This is a genomic window from Cohnella faecalis, assembly GCF_003570905.1.
Taxonomy (GTDB): domain Bacteria; phylum Bacillota; class Bacilli; order Paenibacillales; family Paenibacillaceae; genus Cohnella; species Cohnella faecalis.
The window spans coordinates 1-22,212 of the sequence record NZ_QXJM01000027.1 but is presented as its reverse complement, the minus strand read 5'-3'; the positions used below and the strand labels follow the sequence as shown (position 1 = coordinate 22,212).

Below are 22,212 nucleotides of genomic sequence, written 5' to 3'. Positions count from 1 at the left end.
ATTCAGTCTAGCAAAAAACGATATATTTGTCCTCAAAAGGTTGATGGGACTTCCTCCGCCGCGCGTTTTTCCCGGCGCTCCAGCTTCCCCGAAGGACTGATCCGATACTGAATTTCCCCGTCCCTGTCCGTACGAAAATAGGCGACGCCATACTCGTCCAGACGGTTCAGCACAGTCAGATGCGGATGGCCGTATAAGTTGTTGCGGCCGACGGATATGACCGCCTCTCTCGGAGTCCAAAGCTCGAGCCACTCGGCGACGGTCGACGTTTTGCTTCCATGATGGCCCGCTTTAAGAACGTCGACCGGTTCCGGCGAAGGCCGCGACCGATCGGCGGCGTAGGCAGTCGCGATATTCCTCTCCCCCGCCGCTTCGAGATCGCCGGGCAGCATAAAGGTTCTGCCATAAAGAGCAAGCTTAAGCACAACGCTTCGATCGTTCTGCTCGTCCTCGAACGATACCGCGTCTCCCGGGTGTCGTTCCGGATACAGAACGTCTATGCTTGCCGAGCCGTCGATTCGCCAAGTCGTTCCCGCCCGGGCCGCGAACAAAGGTATGCCTTTGTCAAGTGCCAACCGGAACAGCTTGCGCACGGACGAAGCATCCTTGATCGTGCCGTTGAATACGATTCGGCGAACCGGCACGTTCCGAATAACCGCCTCGGCTCCGCCGATGTGATCCTGATCCAGATGGGTGAGCACGAGCGCTTCCAAGACGCGCACTCCCCGCTGCTTGAGCAGCGGGACGAGAAGCTTCCGGCCGACTTCGTAAGGATCGCGGCGTTCCCTCCACTCGTCCCCCGGCTTGCGGAACGAAACCGCGCCTCCGGTATCGATCAAAGCGTATCGGCCTCCTCCGGTCCGAATCAATATGCTGTCGCCTTGCCCAACGTCCAGAAACATCGCTTTCGCCGTCAAATCGAGAAAAGCGGGCTTTATTCCCCATAACAGCCATCCCCCCCACGCCGAGAGCAGCAGCATACCCGCAACGGCAAACGGTTTGCCGACGCCGAATTCCTCCAATCCCGCTTCGCGAAGCGGAACCGTCTCCTCGGCCTCGAAGGCGGCTTCCTGCTCCGCCCATTGCCTCGCTTCCAATAATCGCCGCAGCCAGAGCGCCGTCAGTCCCATTAATAAATAAGCGGCGACGACCCAGTGCCAGTTGCTCTGAGGCCATACGGTTTGCAGCCGCGTCGCGTTATCGAACTGACCCACGATGCGGAAAGTCATTTCATTGCAGACCGTTGCGATCTTCGCCGGAACGATTCCGAGCGGCAGCCAGAGCGAACCGAGCAAAATCGCAGCCAGACCCAGCGGCATCACGATAAAGCTTATGAAGGGGACGAGAATCAGATTGGCCGGGAGCGACAGCAAGTGCAAGCCGTGAAAATAATACGCGGACAGCGGAAAGGATGCCGCCTGCGCGGTTATCGCGACGGCAAGCGCATTGCGAAGCGGTTTCCAGCGGATCGGAAGCCAGGCCGCAACAAGCGGTACAAACAGCAGCAGTCCGGCCGTTACGGCGAACGAAAGCTGAAAGCTGACCTCTTCCACGATTGCCGGCTTGCCGACGACCATTATTAGAGCCGCGGCCGCAAGCAAATGAAGCCCGTCCTTCAATTGATTCCGGCGGGCCAGTGCGAGCGCGATCATGGCCATAAGGCAAGCCCGAACCGCCGAAGCGGAAGCTCCGGTAAGCAGCATATAGACTGGCATAGCCGCAATCGTCAGTTCCATGCCGCGTTCTCGCGTTAGCCTGAGCACCGCTCCGAACCGCAGAAGAGCGAATACGACGACTCCGACATGCAAACCGGAAATCGCGAGCACATGAGTGAGCCCGAGACGAGAAAAGCCATCGTACTGCCCGGGATCGATGTCCTCCTGAATACCGGCGACAAGACCTTTCATATACCCTGCATCGCCGTTCGGGAATAACCGGTTCATTCGCTCTCCGATCGCCTCCCTCAAAAAATCGATCCACTGCATCGGCCGTACAAAAAGCGGCGGCTTCCGTTTCGTTATGATGACCGAAGCGGCTCCCTCGGCAGTGAGCTGCCAATGAACTTGCTGCCGTTCCAAGTAAGCGCGGTAATCGAATGTGCCGAAATTCCCGGCGCTTCCGGGCCGTTCGAGCACTCCGCCGATCCTTACCGTCATCCCCCTCTTCCACTTCTTCGCTGCAGCCTGTTCCGTGCGCTCCTTCAGCTTGACCCGCACCGCTAGCCGCTCTCCCGCAACGTTCGTCCACTCCCCTGTCAAGCCCAGATCCGCAACATTCGCGGCTATTCTAAAAACGACCAAGTCTCCGTCCACGCTTGCAGGAGAAAGGAGCCTGCCCGTCAAGACGGCTTCCGTTCGTGCGGCATCGCTTGCATCCGGCGATAGCTTCGTTTGGTTGCCCTGCTCCGCCCACATTCGGTGACCGAAGGACAGGAAGAGCGCCGCCGCGCAAAGCAGCGCGAGCTTTCCCGATATGCGCCGGAACGCAGTCGTTCCGATCAGGAGAAACGCTGCGCCTGCAAGCGCGGCAAGCGAACCGGCGAAGCTCAGCAGCGACGGCGCGGAAGCTCCGACCAGCCAGCACACTGCAAATAGAACGAGAGGCCGTCTTCCCACTTCAAAATCCCCCTTTTAAAAAGAAAAAACCGCTCCACCGTATAGGCGAAGAGGTTCTTCCTCTGTTGCAAGCCGTTATGAGCCGTCCTGAACTTCGGTATCCGGCGGAGGAACGTAGCCCTCGATACGGCGAAAAACGATCCCTCGCTGCCGCATGAGCGTAGCTACCTTCTCATGATCCTTCGGATACATTCGGATGTAGACGATTTCGGCTACCCCGCTGTTGGCGAGCATATTGGAGCAAGTCCAGCATGGCTGGTCCGTCACATATACCGTCGAGCCTTCGCGGTCGTTGCGATCCGTGAACAGCAGCAGATTCTGCTCGGCATGAATCGTTCGGATGCAGCGTTGCTTTTTGACCGGACCGGCTTCGTCCCCAGCCCCAGCCCCGGCCCCGGCTCCCTGCGGTACCCGCTCCAATTCCTCCACGATCATGCAGCCCGCCTCGGAGCAGTCGGGAACTCCCATCGGAGCGCCGTTATAAGCGGTGCCCAGCAACTTTTTCCCTTGGACGAGAACGGCGCCGACATGACGGCGGGGACAGCGGGAGCGGGTCGAAACCATAAAGGCGATGTCCATGAAATAGGTGTCCCAGTCTTTGCGTACGGATGCCGTCATTCCGATTGGTCCTCCCTTAAGTCTCGCGCTCGCGATGAATTGGCAGCTTCAACCATTCGATAAGGTTGATTTTCATCATTGTCGCATATTTTGAACGATTGGGAAAGAAGGACGTCGAGCCGACAATGCGGCCTCTCGCAGCGAAGCCTCATTCCCGAACGAACACCAGCGGTCTGATTTTCTCCATAAGCTTGGTTCCGATTCCTTTGATGGAACTCAGCTCATCCACGGACTTGAACTTCCCTCGCTTGTCCCGATAGTCGGCAATCGCCTTTGCTTTGGCCGGTCCGATACCGGGCAGCTCGTCCAGCTCCGCCAGTGTGGCGCTGTTCAAATCCAGCTTGCCAGCCTGATCGGCTATCCGAAGCGGTTCAGGCGAAGGCGAAGCGGCGGGAGCGGACGAGTTGTGCGACGGCTCCGGGGACGATGTTGAAAAATTCGGAGTCGTTGCCGAGGGCTGAGAAGAAGGTATTGGGGCCGTATTTATGGATGCGCTCCTCCCCGCCTGTTCGCCCGTTTGCCCGAGATCGTCGGGAGTCGTGACCAGCCGCGCCCCGACTTCGCCGTTCACCGTCTCCCATCCGGGCACAGCCGGTTTGTTGGACGGAAGCAAGAGAGCGACGGCGAGCAGCAACGTCCCGGCTGCAACCGCCGCATACGCCGCCATTTTTCGAATCGAACGTCTGCCTTGCGAACTGTCGAGCATCTAGCGACTCCACCTTCCTTAACAAGATCATTTTCATTCGTTTGAATCTAAAAAGCGCATGTCGGCCAACCCCTCGCACATAGACTGGGATGAATGAACGTTAACGGAGGAGGGACGAAGGATGAAAATCGGCTTCATCGGTGCGGGCAGCATGGGAAGCCTGTTGATGGAAGCGTTCATAGCTACCGGCGCGATCCAGCCTGACAATATCGTGGCCAGCTCCCGCACCCCCTCCAAAACCGCGAAGCTGGCCGAAAAATTTCCCGGACTTGCCGCGCTCCCCTCCAATAGCGATACCGCGGATGCTTCGGACTTGTTGTTTTTGTGCGTGAAGCCGATGGATTTTCGCGCCGTTCTGGAGGAAATCGCTCCGGTCATGAGCCCCGAGCAGCTTGTCGTATCGATAACGAGCCCGGTCACTCTCTCCCAATTGGAACAGGTGCTGCCATGCAAAATAGCCAAAATCATCCCTAGCGTCGTCAACAGCGCCTATTGCGGAGCATCGTTGTTCATGTGGGGCAGCCGCCTGGCTCCCGGCGACAGGACGCTTCTATGGGATTTGTTCTCTCACATTAGCCGACCGGTTGAAATCGCCGAGGAGGAGGTTCGAGCCGCCTCGGACTTGTCCGCGTGCGGTCCCGCCTTTATCTCCTACTTGCTGGAGGAGTTCATCGAAGCCGCCGTCACGACAGCCGGAATCAACCGGGAAAAGGCGACCGAGCTTGCAGGCGAAATGCTGCTGGGTACCGCGCGAATGCTGGTCGAACAGCGTTATTCGACGGCACAGCTGCAAGCCAAAGTGTCCGTGCCGGGCGGAATAACGGCAGCCGCCCTGGAAAAGCTGAAAGCCCGCACGACAGGGGCGTTCGCTGACGTGTTCCGGACGACGCACGAGAAATACGCCGAAGATTTAAGCAAGGTCGACGCTTCTCTGGCAAGCGCTATCGAAGCCGCCGGCAACGACGATAATTGAATACGGGTACAAAAAAGGGGCGCTTCTCCGCGAGGAGAGCGCCCCTGTGCTTCAGTTGGCGACAATATTGACGAGCTTGCCTTTGACGGCAATTAATTTGCGAATTGTTTTTCCTTCAATTAAAGTTTTGACTTTATCGAGAGCGAGCGCCAGTTCCTGCATGCCCGCTTCGTCGAGATCGGAGGCGATGTTGACGCGATCGACGATTTTGCCGTTCACTTGCACTGCGATTTCGACTTCGGCATCGACCGTCAAAGACGGATCGTATTGCGGCCAAGCGGCATAAGCGATGGATTCTCCGTGACCGAGAAGCTCCCACAGCTCTTCCGTAATGTGCGGCGCAATCGGCGAAAGCATCTGAGCAAAATGCTCCATCGCTTGCTTCGGAAGCACGTCCGTCTTGTACGCCTCGTTCACGAAGATCATCATTTGGCTGATCGCCGTGTTGAAGCGAAGCGCCTCGTAATCCTCCGTTACTTTCTTGACGCTCTTATGCCAAGTGCGACGGAACGCTGCGTCGCCTTCGACGTCTTGAATGCGCTCGCTCAGCTTGCCGTTCTCGTCCGTGAACAGCCGCCATACGCGAGCGAGGAAACGGTAAACGCCTTCGACGCCGTTCGTGTTCCACGGCTTCGTCGCTTCGAGCGGCCCCATGAACATTTCGTACATCCGCAGCGTGTCCGCGCCGAACTCGTTCACGATATCGTCGGGATTGATGACGTTGCCACGGGATTTGGACATTTTCTCGTTGTTCATGCCGAGAATCATCCCTTGGTTGACGAGCTTGTGGAACGGCTCCTTCGTCTCTACGACGCCGATATCGTACAGCACTTTGTGCCAGAAGCGAGCGTACAAAAGATGAAGAACCGCGTGCTCCGCTCCGCCGATATAAAGGTCGACCGGAAGCCATTCGCGCTGCTTCTCCGGCGAGCAGATTTCCTTGTCGTTGCTTGGATCGATGAAGCGCAAATAGTACCAGCAGCTGCCCGCCCATTGCGGCATCGTGTTCGTCTCGCGACGGCCTTTGCGTCCGGTTTTCGGATCGACGACATTCAGCCAGTCGGTTACGTTCGCGAGCGGAGATTCGCCGGTTCCGGAAGGCTCGATCGCGTCGACATCAGGAAGCAGCAGCGGAAGCTCGTCTTCCGGCACCGTATCCATCGTACCGTCCTCCCAATGAATGACAGGGATCGGTTCGCCCCAATAACGCTGGCGGCTGAACAGCCAGTCGCGCAGACGGTATGTGACCTTGCCTTGGCCTTTGCCGATGTTCTCCAGCCGCTCGATCATCGCTTTGATCGCGTCTGGCGTGGACAAGCCGTTCAGGAAATCGGAGTTGACGTGCTCGCCGTCGCCTGTGAATGCCGCTTCCTCGACGTTGCCGCCCGAGACGACTTCGACGATCGGAAGATCGAATTTTTTCGCGAATTCCCAGTCCCGCTCGTCATGGCCCGGAACCGCCATGATGGCGCCCGTTCCATAGCCTCCCAGAACGTAGTCCGCGATCCAGATCGGCGCTTTAGCGCCATTCACCGGATTGATCGCGTAAGCGCCCGTGAACACTCCCGTTTTGTCCTTGGCGAGATCGGTCCTCTCCAGGTCGCTCTTGCGGGCGGCTTGATCGACGTAAGCTTGAACCGCCGCCCGCTGTTCGTCCGACGCGATGGCCGAGACAAGCTCGTGCTCGGGAGCCAGAACGCAATACGTTGCGCCGAACAGCGTGTCCGGACGTGTCGTGAACACAGTCAGCGCCGCGTCATGACCCTCGATAGCGAACGTCACTTCCGCTCCCGTCGATTTGCCGATCCAGTTGCGCTGCATATCCTTGATGCTCTCGGACCAATCGAGCTCCTCGAGATCCTCCAGCAGCCGCTCGGCGTATTCGGTAATTTTGAGCATCCATTGGCGCATCGGCTTCCGAATGACCGGATGGCCGCCGCGCTCGCTCAAGCCGTCGATAACTTCCTCGTTCGCCAGCACCGTTCCGAGCGCCGGACACCAGTTAACCGGCACTTCCGCGACGTAGGCCAACCCTTTCTTAAACAGTTGGATAAAAATCCATTGCGTCCATTTGTAATAATCCGGGTCCGTCGTGCTGAATTCGCGCTCCCAATCGTAGGAGAAGCCGAGCGATTTGATCTGGCGGCGGAAATTGTTAATGTTCTCAACCGTAATTTCGCGCGGATGGCGGCCGGTTTGCAAAGCGTACTGCTCGGCAGGCAAACCGAAGGCATCCCAACCCATCGGATGCAGAACGTTGAAGCCTTTCATCCGCTTATAGCGGCTGACGATATCGGTTGCGGTATACCCTTCCGGATGACCGACGTGCAAGCCCGCCCCGGACGGATAAGGAAACATATCGAGCGCGTAAAACTTCGGCTTTCCTTTTTCTTCCGTAGTACGGAACGTTTTGTTCTCGTCCCAATGTTTCTGCCATTTCGGCTCGATTGCAAGAGGCCTGTAGCCTTGTTTGTTGTCTTCGCTCATAACTTCCGTAGCTCCCTTGAACATAATAAAACCTCCCGCCCCCAGCGATGTCGCTAGGGACGAGAGGATTAATTCCCGTGGTACCACCCTAGTTGACGAATCCTCTGCTTGAGGTTTCGCCCACTTGTGCCCCGTAACGAGGGGGATTCGCCGCGCTTGCGCGCAAAGGCTCCCAGGCGAGTTCATCGCGGACGTCCGCCGGCTTGCACCAATCGCCGGCTCTCTAAGGGTACGTCCAATCGACTACTATTCCTGTTCACTGCCCTAACATATGCCCTGATTATAGCCACCCGAAGCAAAAGATGTCAAGCTGTTGACGCTGCCGCACTTTCAGGCATATTGCCCTGCACCTTCCGACACGTTCCCACACATTCGCCCAGAGAAAGCGTGCGGACGCGAAACAGTGGGACGAGATCCCATCCATTCCCTCAATTGCGAATCTCGCCCTCGAGCCGCTTCATGAACTCCTCCGCCGCGCTATAGCCTTGCTGCTTCAAATACCAATTGTTCGCCGCAGCTTCGATCATCCCCGCGACGTCCCGTCCCGGCTGCAGTTGAATTTCGATATGAGGAATGCGTACCCCGAGATATTCGGTGTATTTCGCCTCAAGCTCCAGATCGTTGTTGAGCGCCTGATCCTTCCAAGGACACAGCTCGATATCGAGCACGATACGCGTCTCGTCTTGAAAAGCCTTTCGTCCGTACAAGCGAACGACGTTCACGAGCCCGATGCTCCGCAGCGCGAGAAATTCCTTCGTCACCCCGTTATGCGAACCGAGCAGCGTATGCGGGCTTAGCTTCTTGAGCACGACGATATCGTCGGCTACGAGCCGGTGTCCCCTCCGTATGAGCGTGTGGGCGGTTTCGCTTTTGCCGATGCCCGACTTGCCTCGCAGCAGAATACCGATTCCCGATACGTTCAAGCACACGCCATGCACGGAAATTTCCGGAGCAAGCTCCTTGATCAGATAAGCATCGAGCTTGGCGATAAACTCCGTCGTCGTTTCGGCTGTCCGCAGCAGCGGGATTCCTTCCTCCTGGCAAAACTTCATTAAATATTTGAGCCCGTCTTGATTCGTCGTTACGATGAAACAAGGAGGATGATATTTGACGACGTTGCCGATGTGGAGCTTCCGCTCCTCGGCGGTCTGCTTATGCAAATAGTTGATTTCCTTCCTCCCGAGCACCTGAACGCGTTCCATCGGAAAAAAATCGAAGTAACCGACGAATTCAAGTCCCGGACGATGCGATCTGGAGCGTGTAATGCTTCGATCCAGCCTTTCTTCCCCTGCCAATACTTCAAGCTGGAATCGATCCACCAAGCTTTGAACCGGAATGGACTTCACTTCGTTACCTCCTCTTATCGGTACATGCCATTCAAACCGTTCCATTCGAATTTTGCGAGATCCCGCACCAAAATAGATCGACGATCTGCTCGGCCAAAGGCTTTCCGGACGAACCGCCAGCCAGCTCGGAGGCGCGATTGCCCATCATAAGCAAAGATCCGAAAGCATGCGAGAGCAGCAGCGGATTTGCTTTTGCAATCTCTCCCTTTTCCATCGCCTCGATAAACCCGTCCGTCACCGCATCGTGGATTCGTTGCTCTGCGGAACGGATTCTCTCCCTCTGTTCTTCGGAGAGCGATGGCATCGCTTCCCTCATCATCGATTCGAACTCGATATGAGGATGGCGAAGCTTGGCGGCGGCAAGTTGATTTAATCTCGTTCTCAAATCTCCCGTTTGCCGCAGATGGTATAACGTGCTCTCCCGAATTCGCCCCATCATTTCAGATACCGATGCCGTGAACAGCTCCGCTTTGCTCGTGAAATAATAATAGACGGAAGCCTTGGTCACACCGGTTTTTTCGGCCACCTGATTAACCGATACAGGCTCGAACCCCATCTCCATGAATAAAGCGGACGCCATTCTCAGAATGGCATCCCTCATCGGAAGCGTTCCTTGATCGACGACTTTCGGCCGCCCGGGCGATCTTTTGGCCGGTTCTTTCGATTTTGACATCGAGAACTTCACCTACCCGACATTTCAAAGTTGCATAATTAACCTTCCGGTATATATAATTAATACAAACTGCGTTAAACCATTATATCCTAAAACATCGTTTCGATCATCAGACCGGAAGATTTAGAGGGGGCACACGACAAAATGAATCCGAAATCGGGATTGGCCAAATGGGTGACGGGCAAATGGAGCCGCTGGGTAACGCTTCTTATATGGATCGCCGCTGCAGGACTTATGAGCGCCCTTCTGCCATCCGTCAATAATGAAGAAAAGAACAACGCTCCGAACCTGTCCGACTCCAAGCCATCCGTCCAAGCGGAAGCGTTGGCGAATCGGGAGTTTCCCGGGGGCGCCGACATTCCCGCCTTGCTCGTCTGGCATCGGGGCACAGGATTGACGGATGAAGACTTGCAGCACATCCAGAAGCTTTCCGGGCAATGGACCGAAGCTCCCGTCCCGCACCAGACTTCCATCCCGCCCCTTCATCAGGTTCCGCTTGCAGCTCTGAAGGGACAGTTATCCGAAGACGGCAGTACGCTTGTCACTCCGGTCTTTTTCAGCAAATCGGCGGATACGGATCAACTCAAGGAAGGCGTCGATAAGCTAAAAGAGGACGCGGCGGCGTTATTGGGAGCCAACCCGTTCGAAGCGGCGGCCGGCAGCGACAACGAGCTAACCGCACGAGCGACCGGGCCTGTCGGCATACAGATCGATGCGACTGGACTGTTCAAAAACGCCGATTTCGCCCTGCTGATGGCGACTGTCGTACTCGTGCTCGCTCTGCTGCTGCTTATCTACCGTTCGCCTATTCTCGCTTTCATTCCGCTAGTCGCAGTCGGATTCGCGTACGGTGTCATCGGCCCATTGCTCGGTTGGATGGCTCACGAAGGCTGGATTACGGTCGACTCTCAAGGCATATCGATTATGACCGTTCTCTTGTTCGGAGCGGGAACCGACTATTGCCTGTTCCTCATCGCCCGCTTCCGTCAGCTGCTGAAAACGGAAGGCGACAAAGGAAAAGCGCTGCGCGCCGCGTTCTCGGGAGCTTCCGGAGCTATCGCGATGAGCGGCTTTACCGTCGTGCTCTCGCTTCTGGCTCTACTGGCGGCGGAATACGGAGCGTATCATCGCTTCGCCGCTCCGTTCAGCATTGCCATCTTCGTCATGGGCATCGCCAGTCTGACGCTCGTTCCCGCCTTGCTTGCCATTATCGGGCGGGCTTCGTTCTGGCCGTTCGTGCCGCGTACGGAAGGAATGCAAGCCGAACGGGCACGAAAAAAAGGGAAGCCGGCTCCCCATGCCGCTGCCGCTCCCCGTTATCGAATCGGCTCGGCCGTCGTCAAGCGTCCGGCTTTGATCGTCATCGCATCCATCATCGTTCTTGGAGGCTTTGCCGCTTTCACTCCCCAAATCAAATTTACGTTCGATATTTTGTCGTCGTTCCCGGAGGATATGGCTTCCCGCGAAGGCTTCAAGACGATCGGCGAAAAGTTTTCCGAAGGAGAGCTCGCCCCGGTCAAGGTCATGGCGGACACGCAAGGCAAGGCGGTGTCGCTGGAGAATGACCTCAGAGCACTGCCGTACGTAGCCGAGCTGTCGAAGCCGACTATCGGCAAGGAAACGCCATCGATTGTGGCCTACGATGTCACGTTATCCATGAATCCATATTCCTTGGAGGCGATGGGACATATCCCCGATCTTCGCGCAGCCGTCGAAAGCTCCTTGCAAAAAGCAGGAGCCGATTCGCCCGAGAACAGCGTATGGATCGGCGGGCAGACAGCCGAGCAGCACGACACCAAAGTAACCGGGGACCGCGATACGCGAGTCATCATTCCGATCATTATCGGCATGATCACCCTGCTGCTGCTCGTTTACCTTCGTTCCGTCGTTGCTACCGTCTACCTGGTGCTGACCGTCATCCTCTCCTATTTTTCAGCACTCGGGCTTGGCTGGCTCGTTCTGCACTTCGGGTTCGGAGTCGATGCTATCTCGGGCTCGATTCCGCTGTATTCGTTCGTTTTCCTCGTCGCGTTGGGAGAGGACTACAACATCTTCATGATTTCGAGCATTTGGCAAAAACGAAAAACGATGCCGCTCAAGCAAGCGATTCGCGAAGGAGTCGGAGAAACAGGCAGCGTCATCACGTCGGCAGGACTCATCCTGGCAGGCACGTTCGCCGTCCTGGCTTCCTTGCCGATACAGGTGCTCGTCCAGTTCGGCACGATCACGGCCATCGGCGTACTGCTCGACACGTTTGTCGTTAGGCCGTTCCTCGTCCCCGCCATCACGACGCTTCTCGGCCGCCGCGCATTCTGGCCCGGCAAGTACGCGCCAATCGAAGAACGTAACGTCCGCAGCTCTTAGGCAGCAAGGTGTTGGACGCACTCGGCACGCTTTTCGCCGAATGTGCGGGAGCTCCTCCCGCTGGGGCACTTGCTCCTAACCTTTCGGCGGCTTAAAACAAAATCCCCTTCGCTCAGGGACGGGCTTAAGCCCGTCCTCCTGAGCGAAGGGGATTTTGCAATAAGGAGCCCAACGGTCAACCGTTCCGCGAAGGCTTCCTTGCCACATAGAACAACCGCTCGGACCGCTCGTCCGGCTCGTCCCATTTGAAATCGGCACACCGGTGAAGCAGCTCGAATCCGATCCGCTCCAGCTGCGCCGTTATCCATTCGGGTTCGTAAGCGCGCTGTTCATGAGACTCTTCGAACCGCCGGTAGAGACCGCCGCCGTTGCCGCCTCCCGAGCCGACCGCTTCTTCCCGCACGAAAAAAGTAAGATCATGTCTGATAACGCGAGCCTCTTCCTCGTACTCGCTCGTCCACAAATAAGCGATATCCTTCTCGTCGTAGACGAACGGCTGCTCTTCGGCGTAACGCTCCAGTTGGGAAGGCGCATGAACGTCGAACAAGAACAGTCCGCCCGGCGCAAGGCCGTCATAAGTGCAGCGCAAAGCGTCCACAACGCCATCCTCGTCCGTCAAATAGTTGAGGCAATCGCAAAAGCTAATGACGGCATCAACCGGCTCGGGAAGCTCCCAATCGCGCATATCCTGCTGCAGCCAGCGAATGGAGCCTTCTTCCGAGCGAAGCCCTCGAACGGACGATTCGTCCCATTTGCCGCGGGCGATCGCCAGCATGTCCGACGAAAGATCGATTCCGAACACTTGAAAGCCGGAACGAGCCAGCGGAATCGACAGGTTGCCCGTACCGCATCCAAGATCGACGACCGTGCGGGGCATTCCGTACGTTTGCCAACATTTTCTCGCGAAGCTCATCCACTCCGAGTACGGCATCTCTTCCATCAGACGATCGTACACCGAGGCGAACTGCCGATAAGAACTCGCCAAGTTACTTCTCTCCTTGCCCTTCGCCGCTCAGATAAGTCCAGGCTCCCTTTTGCACCACGAGACCGTCCTTCATCAGCTTGCCAAGCGCGCGCTTGAACGCCGACTTGCTGATTCCGAACCGCTTCGTGATGATATCCGCTTCCGTCGCATCCGAGTAAGGCATTCCGCCGCCGGGACGTTCCTTCAAAAAAGCGAGTATACGGTCGGCATCCTCCAGCCTTCCTTCTTCCTTCGGCGGTCTCATACCCAGAGTGACTCTGCCGTCATCCCTAACCTGGATGACGCGCGAACGGAATTTCTCTCCGATCCGAAGCGGGTGGCTCATTACTCCGTCATGAATATACCCAAGAGCTCCGTAGCCGAGAATTCCGCCCTCTACCAAGGCGAACGCGCCGTCGCGGAACACGTCGGTCACATACGCCTCCTGCCATTCTCCCTTCCAAGTGGAAGGAGCGCGGAACACGACAGGCTCGAAATCGTCGATCTTGGCCAGACGGGCAAGCATTCGCCCCTCTTTGTCCCGCTTCATGACGACGTGCAGCTCGTCTCCGTTCTGCGGCCATACTTTGCGACGCTCCGGCGGCATCTCCTTCACGGGAAGAAGAAGCTGGCGGCCGATTCCCATCTCCAGAAAGTAACCGAACTTCGGGTTGAAGTCGGCCACTTGAAGCCTTGCCATCTCTCCGAATCGGATAAGCGGAGTCCGTTGCGTCGCCGTCATCCGACCCTTGTCGTCGTGAAAAAGAAACACATCGATATCGTCGCCCGGCTCGGGCCGCTTCACAACCGCTTCGCCGTACGGAAGCAGCACATCCGGCCCCTCCGACTCGTCTTCGCCTACGAACCACCCGTATGGAGGCAGCTCGCGTCGAACGAATACTCTCGTTACCGTGCCTGCGAGCAGGCTCATACGGGAGTCACGACCTTGGCGTCGGACCATAGACGCTCAAGATGGTAATATTCTCTCTCGTCCCGGTGGAAGACGTGCGCGACGACGTCGCCCATATCGATCAGCACCCAACGGGCCGTATCCATTCCTTCTAAGCGAACGCGAACGCCCAGCTCGTCCGCGCGCTTGCGAATTTCCGTCGCGATCGACTGCACCTGCGTATCCGAGTTGCCGTGACAAATGACGAAATAATCCGCAACCAAAGAAATGCCTTTCAAATTCAGCGCCACGACTTCGTTGGCCTTTTTGTCCTCTGCTCCGTCAATGACCGTCTTTAACAATTTTTCCGCTGTTTCTGCCATGTCTCAGCCTCCCTTATTCTGCTCTTTCCTCAATCGTATGAGATCGTTGCGCGCCATCACCGTAAGCGGTAAAATTCGTTTTCCTTTTTCCAGCAGCAACGAGATCGTCGAGTCAAAGCCTGCTGTCAGCGCTTCTTCCAATTGATGCTCCGCCAGCTTGCGGATTTTATTCACGCCCGGAAAATCCCTGCCCGGCTCGATATAATCGGCCAAGCAGACGATCCGGTCGAGAAGCGTCATGCCTACTCGCCCGGAAGTATGGTAACGGATAGCGTCCAGCACCTCGGGATCGTCTATTCCGTGCTCCTTCTCCACCGCCCAAGCTCCGACATGCGCATGCCAAAGCTCTTTGTCAAAATACAAAAGCTCCTCCGACAAGCCTTCCTCCGAATGATCCGTTCCATCCGGTCGGTCTGCCAGGCTTTGGAGTAATCGTGAAGCAATGCGGCCAGCTCGGCTTTCTCCGCATTACCGCCGAAGCGGTTCGCCAGGCTAATAGCCGTTTCGACGACGCCTAGCGTATGCTTCCACCTTTTTTCCGGCATTTGCCCTTTGGTCGCTTCCCTCAGCTTATCCCAATCAAGCTTCATAGAGTCCGCACCTCCGTATATGCTCCGCGACTTCGCCGGGAACCATGAACCGGATCGAGCCGCCGTCCTTAACGCGGCGCCGTATTTCCGAAGACGATACTCCTATCGGAGGCATAGAGGCCCGATGCAGCTTTCTTCGGATGAACACGGGCAGCTCCGTATCGCCCAAAGGCTCGCCCGGACGTTCCAGCCCGATGAAGGCGATTCTCTCGGCGAGCTCTTCAACCTTTCGCCAATTCGGCAAATCCTTGACCATGTCCGACCCGACAATCCAGTAAAACTGGCAGTCCGGATGAAGCTCCTGCAAAGTAACGACCGTCTCGATCGTGTAGGAGGTTTCCTTCCTGCCTAGCTCGATCGGCTCTACCCGAAATTCGGGGCAAAGAGCGATGGCCGTTTGAAGCATGGCGACGCGATCCTCGGCGCCTGCGCCGGGCTTCGGCTTATGAGGCGGAACGAAGGTCGGGATGAACCAAACTTCGTCCAGCTTCGCCGCCTCCCTGGCCGACTCGGCCGCAAGCAGGTGGCCGTAGTGAACCGGGTCGAACGTTCCGCCAAGCAGTCCTATCCGCCGCATGTGTAGTCCCGCCTTTCGTATGTGAACTACTTGCGTGGGAGCACGATCGTACGATTTTTCTCTTCTTTCGCTTGCTTATAGAGAACGATCGTCTTGCCAATGACTTGCACGAGCTCCGAGCCCGACTTGTCGGCAAGCTCTGCGGCAATTTCGTCGCGGTCGCCTTCGAAGTTATTAAGCACAGACAGCTTGATAAGCTCGCGCGATTCGATAGCCTCTTCAATATGACGAACCAAATGATCGTTCGTTCCGCCTTTTCCAACTTGGAAAATCGGGTCGAGATGATGCGCCAAAGAGCGCAAATGCCTTTTTTGCTTGCCAGTCAACATAATGTGTACCTGCTTCCTTCTCTTATCATTTCGCTTGCCCGAACGATTCCAGCACCGCTTCCCGCATCGCCGCGACGGGAGCCGGAAGCCCGGTCCAATATTCAAAAGCGTAAGCTCCCTGATAGACGAACATCCCAAGACCGCCATGAATTCGGCAGCCCTGTTGCCGAGCGCCTTCCAGAAACGCCGTCGTCAGTGGATTATAAATAAGATCGCTGGCTACCGCGCCGGGCTTCAGCCAAGCCGGGTCGAGCGGAACGGCTTCGACGTTCGGCGACATCCCGACCGATGTCGTATTGACGACGATGTCGGCTTCGCCGCATGCTTCGCGCAGCCGTTCCCATGGAATCGCTTCTATCGAGTTCGCCTTGCCGCCCAAATCGTCGGCCAGCTCGCTCGCTTTGTCCTGCGTCCGATTCGCAAGCCATACGGCTCCCGGCCGCTGGCGAGCAAGCGCCCATAGAATGCCGCGGGAAGCTCCTCCCGCTCCGACGACCACAATCCTTTTGCCGGCAAGATCGGGCTCCGCTTCTTCCATCAAAGAGCGAACGTAGCCGATTCCATCGGTGTTGAAGCCGACGAGCCGCCCGCCGTCGTTCACGATCGTATTGACCGCTCCGATCGCCCGCGCGCTCTCGTCGATATCGTCCAGGTAAGCCATCACTTCGATTTTGTGCGGAATCGTAACGTTCAATCCGCGAAAGCCGAGCGCCCGGATTCCGTTAATCGCGTCCCCCAACCGTTCGGAGGCGACGTGAAAAGCGCCGTAAGCTCCGTTAACACCGGTTTCCTTGAACGCCCGGTTCAGCATAATCGGCGATTTCGAATGGCGTATCGGGTCGCCGATGACCCCGTACAATACCGTATGGCTGTCCATTCCGAATGGTTCCCCTCTCCAACCTAAATCATCGAATCCCTCAGCATCACTTTAATGCCGCGAGGCGCATGCACGTCGACGACGGCGCCTGCCGTTCCGTTCGCCTTGATCCAGCCAAGCCCCGAGACGAAAATATCTTGGGACGATCCCTTCGGAATGCGCAGACGATGCCGCGTCCACGACGGCATCGACGCAAGCTCGTCTTTGCCCGGCGGAGACAGCATTACTCCCTTATGCTCCTCGTACAGCGCATCCGCCTTCTCGAGCTTCGTGCGATGAACGGGCAAAGCTCCCGAAGCGTAGACGGTAAACGATTGCCTCTCGCCTTCCACAAAATCAAATCGAACGAGCCCGCCGAAAAATAGCGTCTGCTTTTCGTTCAATTGATAGGTTAGCGGCTTCAGCGGCTTGTCGGGCAGCAGAGAGCCGAGATCCCCGCGCGGGATAATTTCGGTCAGCCGCGATTCATAGACGATCCCCGGCGTATCGATGATGCTTCGATCGTCGTCCAGAGGAATTTGAACGGCATCGAGCGTCGTGCCGGGGTAACGGGAGACGGTAAGCTCCCGCTTCAAATCGCTGTAATCCGAAATAAGGCGGTTAATGAGCGTGCTTTTGCCGACGTTCGTCGCCCCGACGACGTAGACGTCCCGGCTGCCGCGAAGATTGCCGATCGTCTCCACGACCCGGTCGAAGCCGATATTGCGCCGCGCGCTGCACAGCACCGTATCGATCACCTTGAGCCCGCTCTCGCGAGCTTGCTTCTGAACCCAGTTGCGAAGACGGTTCCAGTTCGTCACTCTGGGCAGCAAATCGATTTTATTAACGACGAGCAGAACGGGGTTGTTGCCGACGAACCGCTGCAGCCCCGAAATAATGCTTCCTTCGAAATCGAACAGGTCGACGATATGGACGACCAAGCTGTCCGTGGAAGCAATGCCGCCGAGCAGCTTCAAAAATTCATCCTGATCGACGGTGATGGACGATGCTTCGTTGTAATTTTTAATGCGGAAGCAGCGCTGACAGATGGCTTCCTCCCGTGACAAAGTCGATTCCGGAGCGTAGCCGGGAATATTCTTGTCTTCGCTCTGCAGCGGAATGCCGCAGCCTGCGCAACGGATCGTTGTTTTTTCCGTCATGGCTTTTTCCCTCCTTTGAGGGGCCATAGCCCTTTTCGGCTAAGCCTTGCAAGCGCGAACTTCTCGATCCGCCTGTTGATACGTGTGCCCCAGCCTTCCTCGCCGCGGGCAATCGGCGTAACCAGTATCGTATGCAGGCCCATCCGCCGTCCGCCCAATACGTCGGTCATCATCTGATCGCCGACGACGACCGCCTGATTGGCGGATAGCTCCAGCAGGACGAGTGCCTTGCGGAATGATTTGCCTTGCGGCTTGCGCGCCATCGGAATAAACGGAATGCCTAGCGGCTCGGCAAATTTGGATACGCGCGAGCCGTTGTTATTCGATAAGATAACAACCTTGAAGCCGGCTTTCTCCACACGGTCCAGCCATGCGATAAGTTCTGGAGTCGCAAGCGCCGTCTTGGCGCTGACTAGCGTATTGTCGAGGTCCGTAATAATGCCGCGAACCCCTTGGGATTTCAATGCGTTCAAATCGATATCGAATACGGTATTTACGATTTGATCGGGCAACAGCCGCTCAAACATGGTACAATCTCCTGTCTATACGAACATGGAATCGCGTCCAATCATGAAAAAAATATACCACACCCTTGCGAGACCTTGCAAAAAAAGAGGGACTGCCTCCAAGTCCGCGAAGAACTTCGAGTCAGCCCCTTCGAAATTACGCTGCCGTTAACGAGCAACTTGCATCAGCGTCAAAGTGCCTTGCGAATCTTCTCGGCCGCGGCCGAGAACTCCGCTACGGCCGAAGCGTCGCCGCCTTCGCCGCCATATCTGGCTCGCTCGAATTGCTGCAGAACGCCGTCGAAATCGGCGCGAAGCGATCCGAACTTGCTTCCCCAGCGCGCGAACGTCTCGCGCAACGTTTCGTGAGGCTCCCGGCGCATTCCGCGGCGGCTCATGAACCGCAGCAGCTTCTCCATCTCCCGGACGATTCGCCCGTTCGGACTCGTTCCCGAATACCGGATTCTATTCCACAGCAGCGAGAAATTGCGATTGCGGACACGCCATAGAATGACTGAGACAACCAACAACAACCCGGCCGCTCCTCCAGCCGGCAGCAGCCAGCCGAAGCTCTCGTTGTTGGACTCGTCGGCATCCGACTCCGTCGCAGGCAGAGAGTCGATAACCGGCTCCAGCGATTTGCCTTCCGGCAGAGCTTGAGGAACGGTAAATCCCGAGGTCGGCTCGAACGGAATCCAGCCATATCCTTCGAAGTAGACCTCCGCCCACGAGTGGGCATCGGCATTCCTAACCGTATAAGTGCCCGCTCCAAGCGGATCGGGCGGAGCGCCGAAACGCATGCGTTCGTTATTCGCCGGATCGAAGCCGGTCGCATAGCCCTTCACCCATCTTGCGGGAATGCCGAGCGATCGGGCCATGACGACGAACGACGTCGAATAATAATCGCAGTAGCCCTCCTTGATTTCGAACAGGAACGCATCGACCACGTCTTCGCTTTGCCGCTTGCTAATATCGGGCTTATTGTTGTACGGATACGTAACCTGCAAATACGCGGCCAGCGCTTTGGCTTTATCGTAGGAATTGGTAGCCTGGGCTTCCGAAGTAACCTGAACGGCCAAATCTTTTACGCGCTGCGGAATCTTATCCGTCAGCTGCAAATACGGAGCGATGTCGATCGAGGCGCCGCCGTCTGCAACGTCGGGCGTTAGCCGAAGGAGATCCTCGTCGAGAACGGGAACGTTGGAGACGACGGTGTACGACTCCGTGCGGGAAGCTTTGTTGAATCGAAGCTCCCACTCGTTCGGATTCCACTTCAGAGCGACGTTGTCGCTGCTCTTGATGTCCTGCAGTTGGGCGAGCGGTCCCGCCGCGAACAGAACGGGAATTTTGTCTTTGCGCTGAAAAGTGAACGTCTGGACGATTTGCTCCGTCTTCGCTTCCTTGCTTCTTTCACCCGCAAGCGAAAGCACTTGCTTGCTGCCCGATACATAAGGGATGACCTCCGGGTCTTTGCGGTCGCTCCAGCCTTTTCCGGTGTATACCGCCTTCGTCTCGCCGCGCCAATAGCTTTTGCGCGTCGTCGTTACCGTCATGACCGGCGAATAATCGAAATCGAAGCCGCCTCCGATCGTCCGGTCGTCGCGCCCGTATCCCGATTGGGAGGAGCCGCTCTTCGTAGACGACTCGACCTTGACGACGCCGCCTTCTCCGGCGAACGCGGGCACTTCTTTCCCTTGAGCCTCGGTCCACATCGTGTACGGATCCTTCAATATGACCGGCGCGCGAGGCAGGAAGATGCCCGAGATCATGAGTAATGAGATGATAAGGATGGCGGGAACGAACAGCTCGAACGGCCGTTCGGCCAATGCCTCCCAACTGTCGGGATGCCGGCTGCGCAGCTGTTTCAAATGAAGGACGAACAGCCAGCCCAGGCCCGCTACGACAATCCAGGCAATGTTCGTCCATAGCTCCAGCGGAAAGAAAGAATCGGCGATTGCCATAGAGCCCAGCGAGCCTACGATCACGGCGACGACTCCCGGTCTGCTGCCGCCAATCCAGGACAACAGCCGTATACACAACACGACGCCAGCTGCGATCTCGATGAACGGATGAAGCTGTCTTGCGTGAAAAACGATCAAATGGCGAAGCTGCTCGATGGAATGCCAGTTATCCGGCCATCCGTCCCAATGGAAGTAGGGCGCGAACGCTAGCGTAAACAAAGCGGCAAATATCACTTGCACGGCAAATTTCCAATAATATCCTCGCGAGGACAACAGCTCCAAAAGGATCGTTACCGTTACCGTGCCGTAAATGATGGAGTACGTCTCTTCCCACCAGAAGCTTCCGAAGCATTGAACGAGCTGCAGGACGATAATCGCCGCGAACAGCCTGTGGAGCCTTTCCAGGATGAGCTGATGCCAAAAGGACGCTTCCTTGAGCGAACGAAGCGAGGGCAGCCCTTGAGGCGATGCGGTAGCCGTCTTCATGCCGAGCCCACCCCAATACTCGCGGCAAATCGTCCAATTTCTTGACGCTGAACCAATCCCACTGCTTCGACCTGCTGATTTGCCGCCATAGCCGAAGCCGGTTTTGTTCGTCCGGCATTTCGACTTGCTCGGCTACATGGATGAGGCAAGGGACCATCCGTCTGCTTTCCAGCGAGCTAAGCGAAGCAAGCGTCTTATCTTCCTTGAACGGACTAATGAGGATGATTTGAATGCCGGGCTCGTAGCGCTCGATAATTTGGCCGATAATATCGCCTAATTTCTCCGAGCCGTCCGCTTCGGCATCGACCAGATGGTGCAGCACCTCCTCGCGCGATACCCGGCATGGCCGGAACCGAAGTATGAGGCGATGCGGCCCGCCGACACGAATCCGATCTGCATTCCTTTTTGCTGCGACAGCTCCACAAGGGAGGCCGCGGTCGACAGAGCGAGCTCGAACAGTTCGGGCGTACGGTAGGAAGCCGCGTTGCGGTCCAGGACGAATACGACTCGCGGCAAAGCTTCCCGTTCATACTCCTTCGACTTCCATTGCCCTGTCTTGGCGGTTGCATTCCAATGAATCCGGGAAAACCGGTCCCGTGGATGTATTCCCGCACTCCGTCGATTTGCGTCGTCTCCTTGGCCCAGCGCGAGGAATACGTCTGCTGAAACATTCCTCTGTCCGAACGGCGAAACAGCCGCCATTCCTTCAACTCGATAATACGAGGCATGACGGTGACATCGGCCTGCTGCTCGAAGGAGCCCCGGTGCTCGAAAAGCCCGAATATATCTCTCGTCGAGCATTCCGTCGTTTGGAACCGATACCTGCCTCTGCGCAGAGGAGCCGTCTCATAGCTGACTTCGCCGCGACGGCGATAATCGGGCACGAACGACAGCTCGTACACCTGGGATTCTCCTCCCGACGTCCTCACGAGCTTGTCCCTGACGATTATATACGGAATCGGCCATATGCCGGGCACCTGCATCCGCAGCTTCACCTTCAATTGATTGCCTGCGGTCAACAGGCTGACGCCCGCCGAATCCACCAGCCTGTCGCCGGCGACTCCGCCGATCCCGCTCCATCTTCCCAAGAGCAAATAAAAACCTAACACATTCAAAATGGCGAACAGCATAAGCGACGTCTTGCCGCCCTGAAACAACAAGTATAAGAGCGAGCTGACATAGAGCAAGCCGCTCAGCCACCATATCCGGGAAAAAGCAGCCGATTCATGCTCAACGCTCCGATCCGACCGGAACCGCGATGCGACGCATGACGTCTTGGAGCACGAAAGACGCGTTGGTGCCTTGCATGCGGGCTTCCGAACGAAGGTGGAGCCTATGTCCCAGCACGAGCACGGCCATTGCTTTAATATCGTCAGGCAAAACGAATGAGCGATGCTGAAGGAACGCATAGGCTTTGGCGGCCGAAGCGAGGGCGACTGTCGCGCGGGACTCGCTCCGAGCAGAATCGAAGCGTGTTCGCGGGTGCCGCGAATGAGCGCGATCAAATAATCGGCCACGCTCGCGTCGAGATGTACGGCGGCCGCCAGCCTCTGAATCTCGGCGACGTCCTCGACGGTGGCGACGGCTTGAATGTTGTCGCTGGCGCGGCTGGCCCGGGGCTCCATGATCAGCCTTTTTTCGGATGCGATGTCGGGATAGCCAAGCTTGATTTTCATTAGAAACCGGTCAAGCTGCGCTTCGGGCAAGTTATAAGTGCCTTCGAATTCGA

The 22,212-nt window shown here is 56.9% G+C and carries 18 protein-coding genes, 1 pseudogene and 1 other annotated feature; of the genes and pseudogenes, 2 read left to right on the top strand and 17 right to left on the bottom strand.

What is annotated here, in order from left to right; all coding sequences use genetic code 11:
• Positions 1–32: 32 nt before the first annotated feature.
• The 3 genes from D3H35_RS05960 to D3H35_RS05950 all read right to left on the bottom strand — a co-directional run bounded on the left by D3H35_RS05960 (position 33) and on the right by D3H35_RS05950 (position 3,939).
• Positions 33–2,615: a DNA internalization-related competence protein ComEC/Rec2 gene (locus D3H35_RS05960; RefSeq protein WP_119148212.1), complete on the bottom strand. Its 2,583-nt coding sequence runs from the start codon at positions 2,613–2,615 to the stop codon at positions 33–35.
• A gap of 75 nt (positions 2,616–2,690) precedes the next feature.
• Entirely contained in the window at positions 2,691–3,233 is a 543-nt protein-coding gene (locus tag D3H35_RS05955; protein WP_119148211.1) for a deoxycytidylate deaminase, read from the bottom strand.
• A 148-nt stretch (positions 3,234–3,381) separates the two neighbouring features.
• Complete coding sequence (locus D3H35_RS05950) at positions 3,382–3,939, bottom strand: ComEA family DNA-binding protein (protein WP_119148210.1); 558 nt, start codon at positions 3,937–3,939, stop codon at positions 3,382–3,384.
• 121 nt (positions 3,940–4,060) lie between these two features.
• Between D3H35_RS05950 and comER the strand changes: the two genes are divergently transcribed.
• On the top strand, positions 4,061–4,912 hold the full coding sequence (gene comER / locus D3H35_RS05945; RefSeq protein ID WP_119148209.1) for a late competence protein ComER: 852 nt from the start codon (positions 4,061–4,063) through the stop codon (positions 4,910–4,912).
• 51 nt (positions 4,913–4,963) lie between these two features.
• On the opposite strand, the gene leuS is transcribed toward comER, so the two are convergent.
• The 3 genes from leuS to D3H35_RS05930 all read right to left on the bottom strand — a co-directional run bounded on the left by leuS (position 4,964) and on the right by D3H35_RS05930 (position 9,418).
• Positions 4,964–7,423, bottom strand: coding sequence for a leucine--tRNA ligase (gene leuS, locus D3H35_RS05940; RefSeq protein ID WP_378125422.1), 2,460 nt, complete (start codon positions 7,421–7,423; stop codon positions 4,964–4,966).
• Positions 7,424–7,451: 28 nt separating this feature from the next.
• Positions 7,452–7,668, bottom strand: a binding site (T-box leader).
• A 159-nt stretch (positions 7,669–7,827) separates the two neighbouring features.
• Positions 7,828–8,745: an HPr(Ser) kinase/phosphatase gene (hprK, locus tag D3H35_RS05935; RefSeq protein WP_119148208.1), complete on the bottom strand. Its 918-nt coding sequence runs from the start codon at positions 8,743–8,745 to the stop codon at positions 7,828–7,830.
• 31 nt (positions 8,746–8,776) lie between these two features.
• A complete protein-coding gene (locus D3H35_RS05930) occupies positions 8,777–9,418 on the bottom strand; it encodes a TetR/AcrR family transcriptional regulator (protein WP_147355760.1) in 642 nt (213 codons plus the stop codon).
• Between the two features lie 144 nt (positions 9,419–9,562).
• Here D3H35_RS05930 and D3H35_RS05925 point away from each other — a divergent pair, with 144 nt between their 5' ends.
• Positions 9,563–11,782 (top strand): MMPL family transporter, encoded by a 2,220-nt coding sequence (locus D3H35_RS05925; protein ID WP_119148206.1) that lies wholly within the window; start codon positions 9,563–9,565, stop codon positions 11,780–11,782.
• 175 nt (positions 11,783–11,957) lie between these two features.
• Here D3H35_RS05925 and D3H35_RS05920 read toward each other — a convergent pair whose 3' ends face one another.
• From D3H35_RS05920 to D3H35_RS34650, 11 genes and pseudogenes are all read right to left on the bottom strand, one after another.
• Complete coding sequence (locus D3H35_RS05920; RefSeq protein ID WP_267901351.1) at positions 11,958–12,767, bottom strand: class I SAM-dependent DNA methyltransferase; 810 nt, start codon at positions 12,765–12,767, stop codon at positions 11,958–11,960.
• Position 12,768: 1 nt separating this feature from the next.
• A complete protein-coding gene (locus D3H35_RS05915) occupies positions 12,769–13,677 on the bottom strand; it encodes a CvfB family protein (protein ID WP_119148205.1) in 909 nt (302 codons plus the stop codon).
• On the bottom strand, positions 13,674–14,018 hold the full coding sequence (gene rsfS, locus D3H35_RS05910) for a ribosome silencing factor (RefSeq protein ID WP_119148204.1): 345 nt from the start codon (positions 14,016–14,018) through the stop codon (positions 13,674–13,676). Before rsfS ends, D3H35_RS05915 begins: the two co-directional genes overlap by 4 nt.
• 3 nt (positions 14,019–14,021) lie before the next feature.
• Positions 14,022–14,608, bottom strand: a pseudogene (yqeK, locus tag D3H35_RS05905) (bis(5'-nucleosyl)-tetraphosphatase (symmetrical) YqeK).
• Positions 14,598–15,185, bottom strand: coding sequence for a nicotinate-nucleotide adenylyltransferase (gene nadD / locus D3H35_RS05900; RefSeq protein WP_119148203.1), 588 nt, complete (start codon positions 15,183–15,185; stop codon positions 14,598–14,600). Before nadD ends, yqeK begins: the two are co-directional and overlap by 11 nt.
• Before the next feature lie 26 nt (positions 15,186–15,211).
• The gene (gene yhbY / locus D3H35_RS05895; RefSeq protein ID WP_119148202.1) at positions 15,212–15,514 is read right to left on the bottom strand and encodes a ribosome assembly RNA-binding protein YhbY; all 303 of its coding nucleotides are present in this window, start codon (positions 15,512–15,514) and stop codon (positions 15,212–15,214) included.
• 25 nt (positions 15,515–15,539) lie between these two features.
• Complete coding sequence (gene aroE / locus D3H35_RS05890; protein ID WP_119148201.1) at positions 15,540–16,391, bottom strand: shikimate dehydrogenase; 852 nt, start codon at positions 16,389–16,391, stop codon at positions 15,540–15,542.
• A 23-nt stretch (positions 16,392–16,414) separates the two neighbouring features.
• On the bottom strand, positions 16,415–17,530 hold the full coding sequence (gene yqeH / locus D3H35_RS05885) for a ribosome biogenesis GTPase YqeH (RefSeq protein WP_119148200.1): 1,116 nt from the start codon (positions 17,528–17,530) through the stop codon (positions 16,415–16,417).
• Positions 17,527–18,057, bottom strand: coding sequence for a YqeG family HAD IIIA-type phosphatase (locus D3H35_RS05880; RefSeq protein WP_119148199.1), 531 nt, complete (start codon positions 18,055–18,057; stop codon positions 17,527–17,529). The genes yqeH and D3H35_RS05880 overlap by 4 nt, the downstream gene beginning before the upstream one ends.
• 170 nt (positions 18,058–18,227) lie before the next feature.
• On the bottom strand, positions 18,228–20,483 hold the full coding sequence (locus D3H35_RS05875; RefSeq protein ID WP_119148198.1) for a DUF4129 domain-containing transglutaminase family protein: 2,256 nt from the start codon (positions 20,481–20,483) through the stop codon (positions 18,228–18,230).
• Between the two features lie 1,230 nt (positions 20,484–21,713).
• Positions 21,714–22,127, bottom strand: a complete 414-nt coding sequence (locus D3H35_RS34650) for a hypothetical protein (protein ID WP_158593989.1) — start codon at positions 22,125–22,127, stop codon at positions 21,714–21,716.
• Positions 22,128–22,212 lie beyond the last annotated feature (85 nt).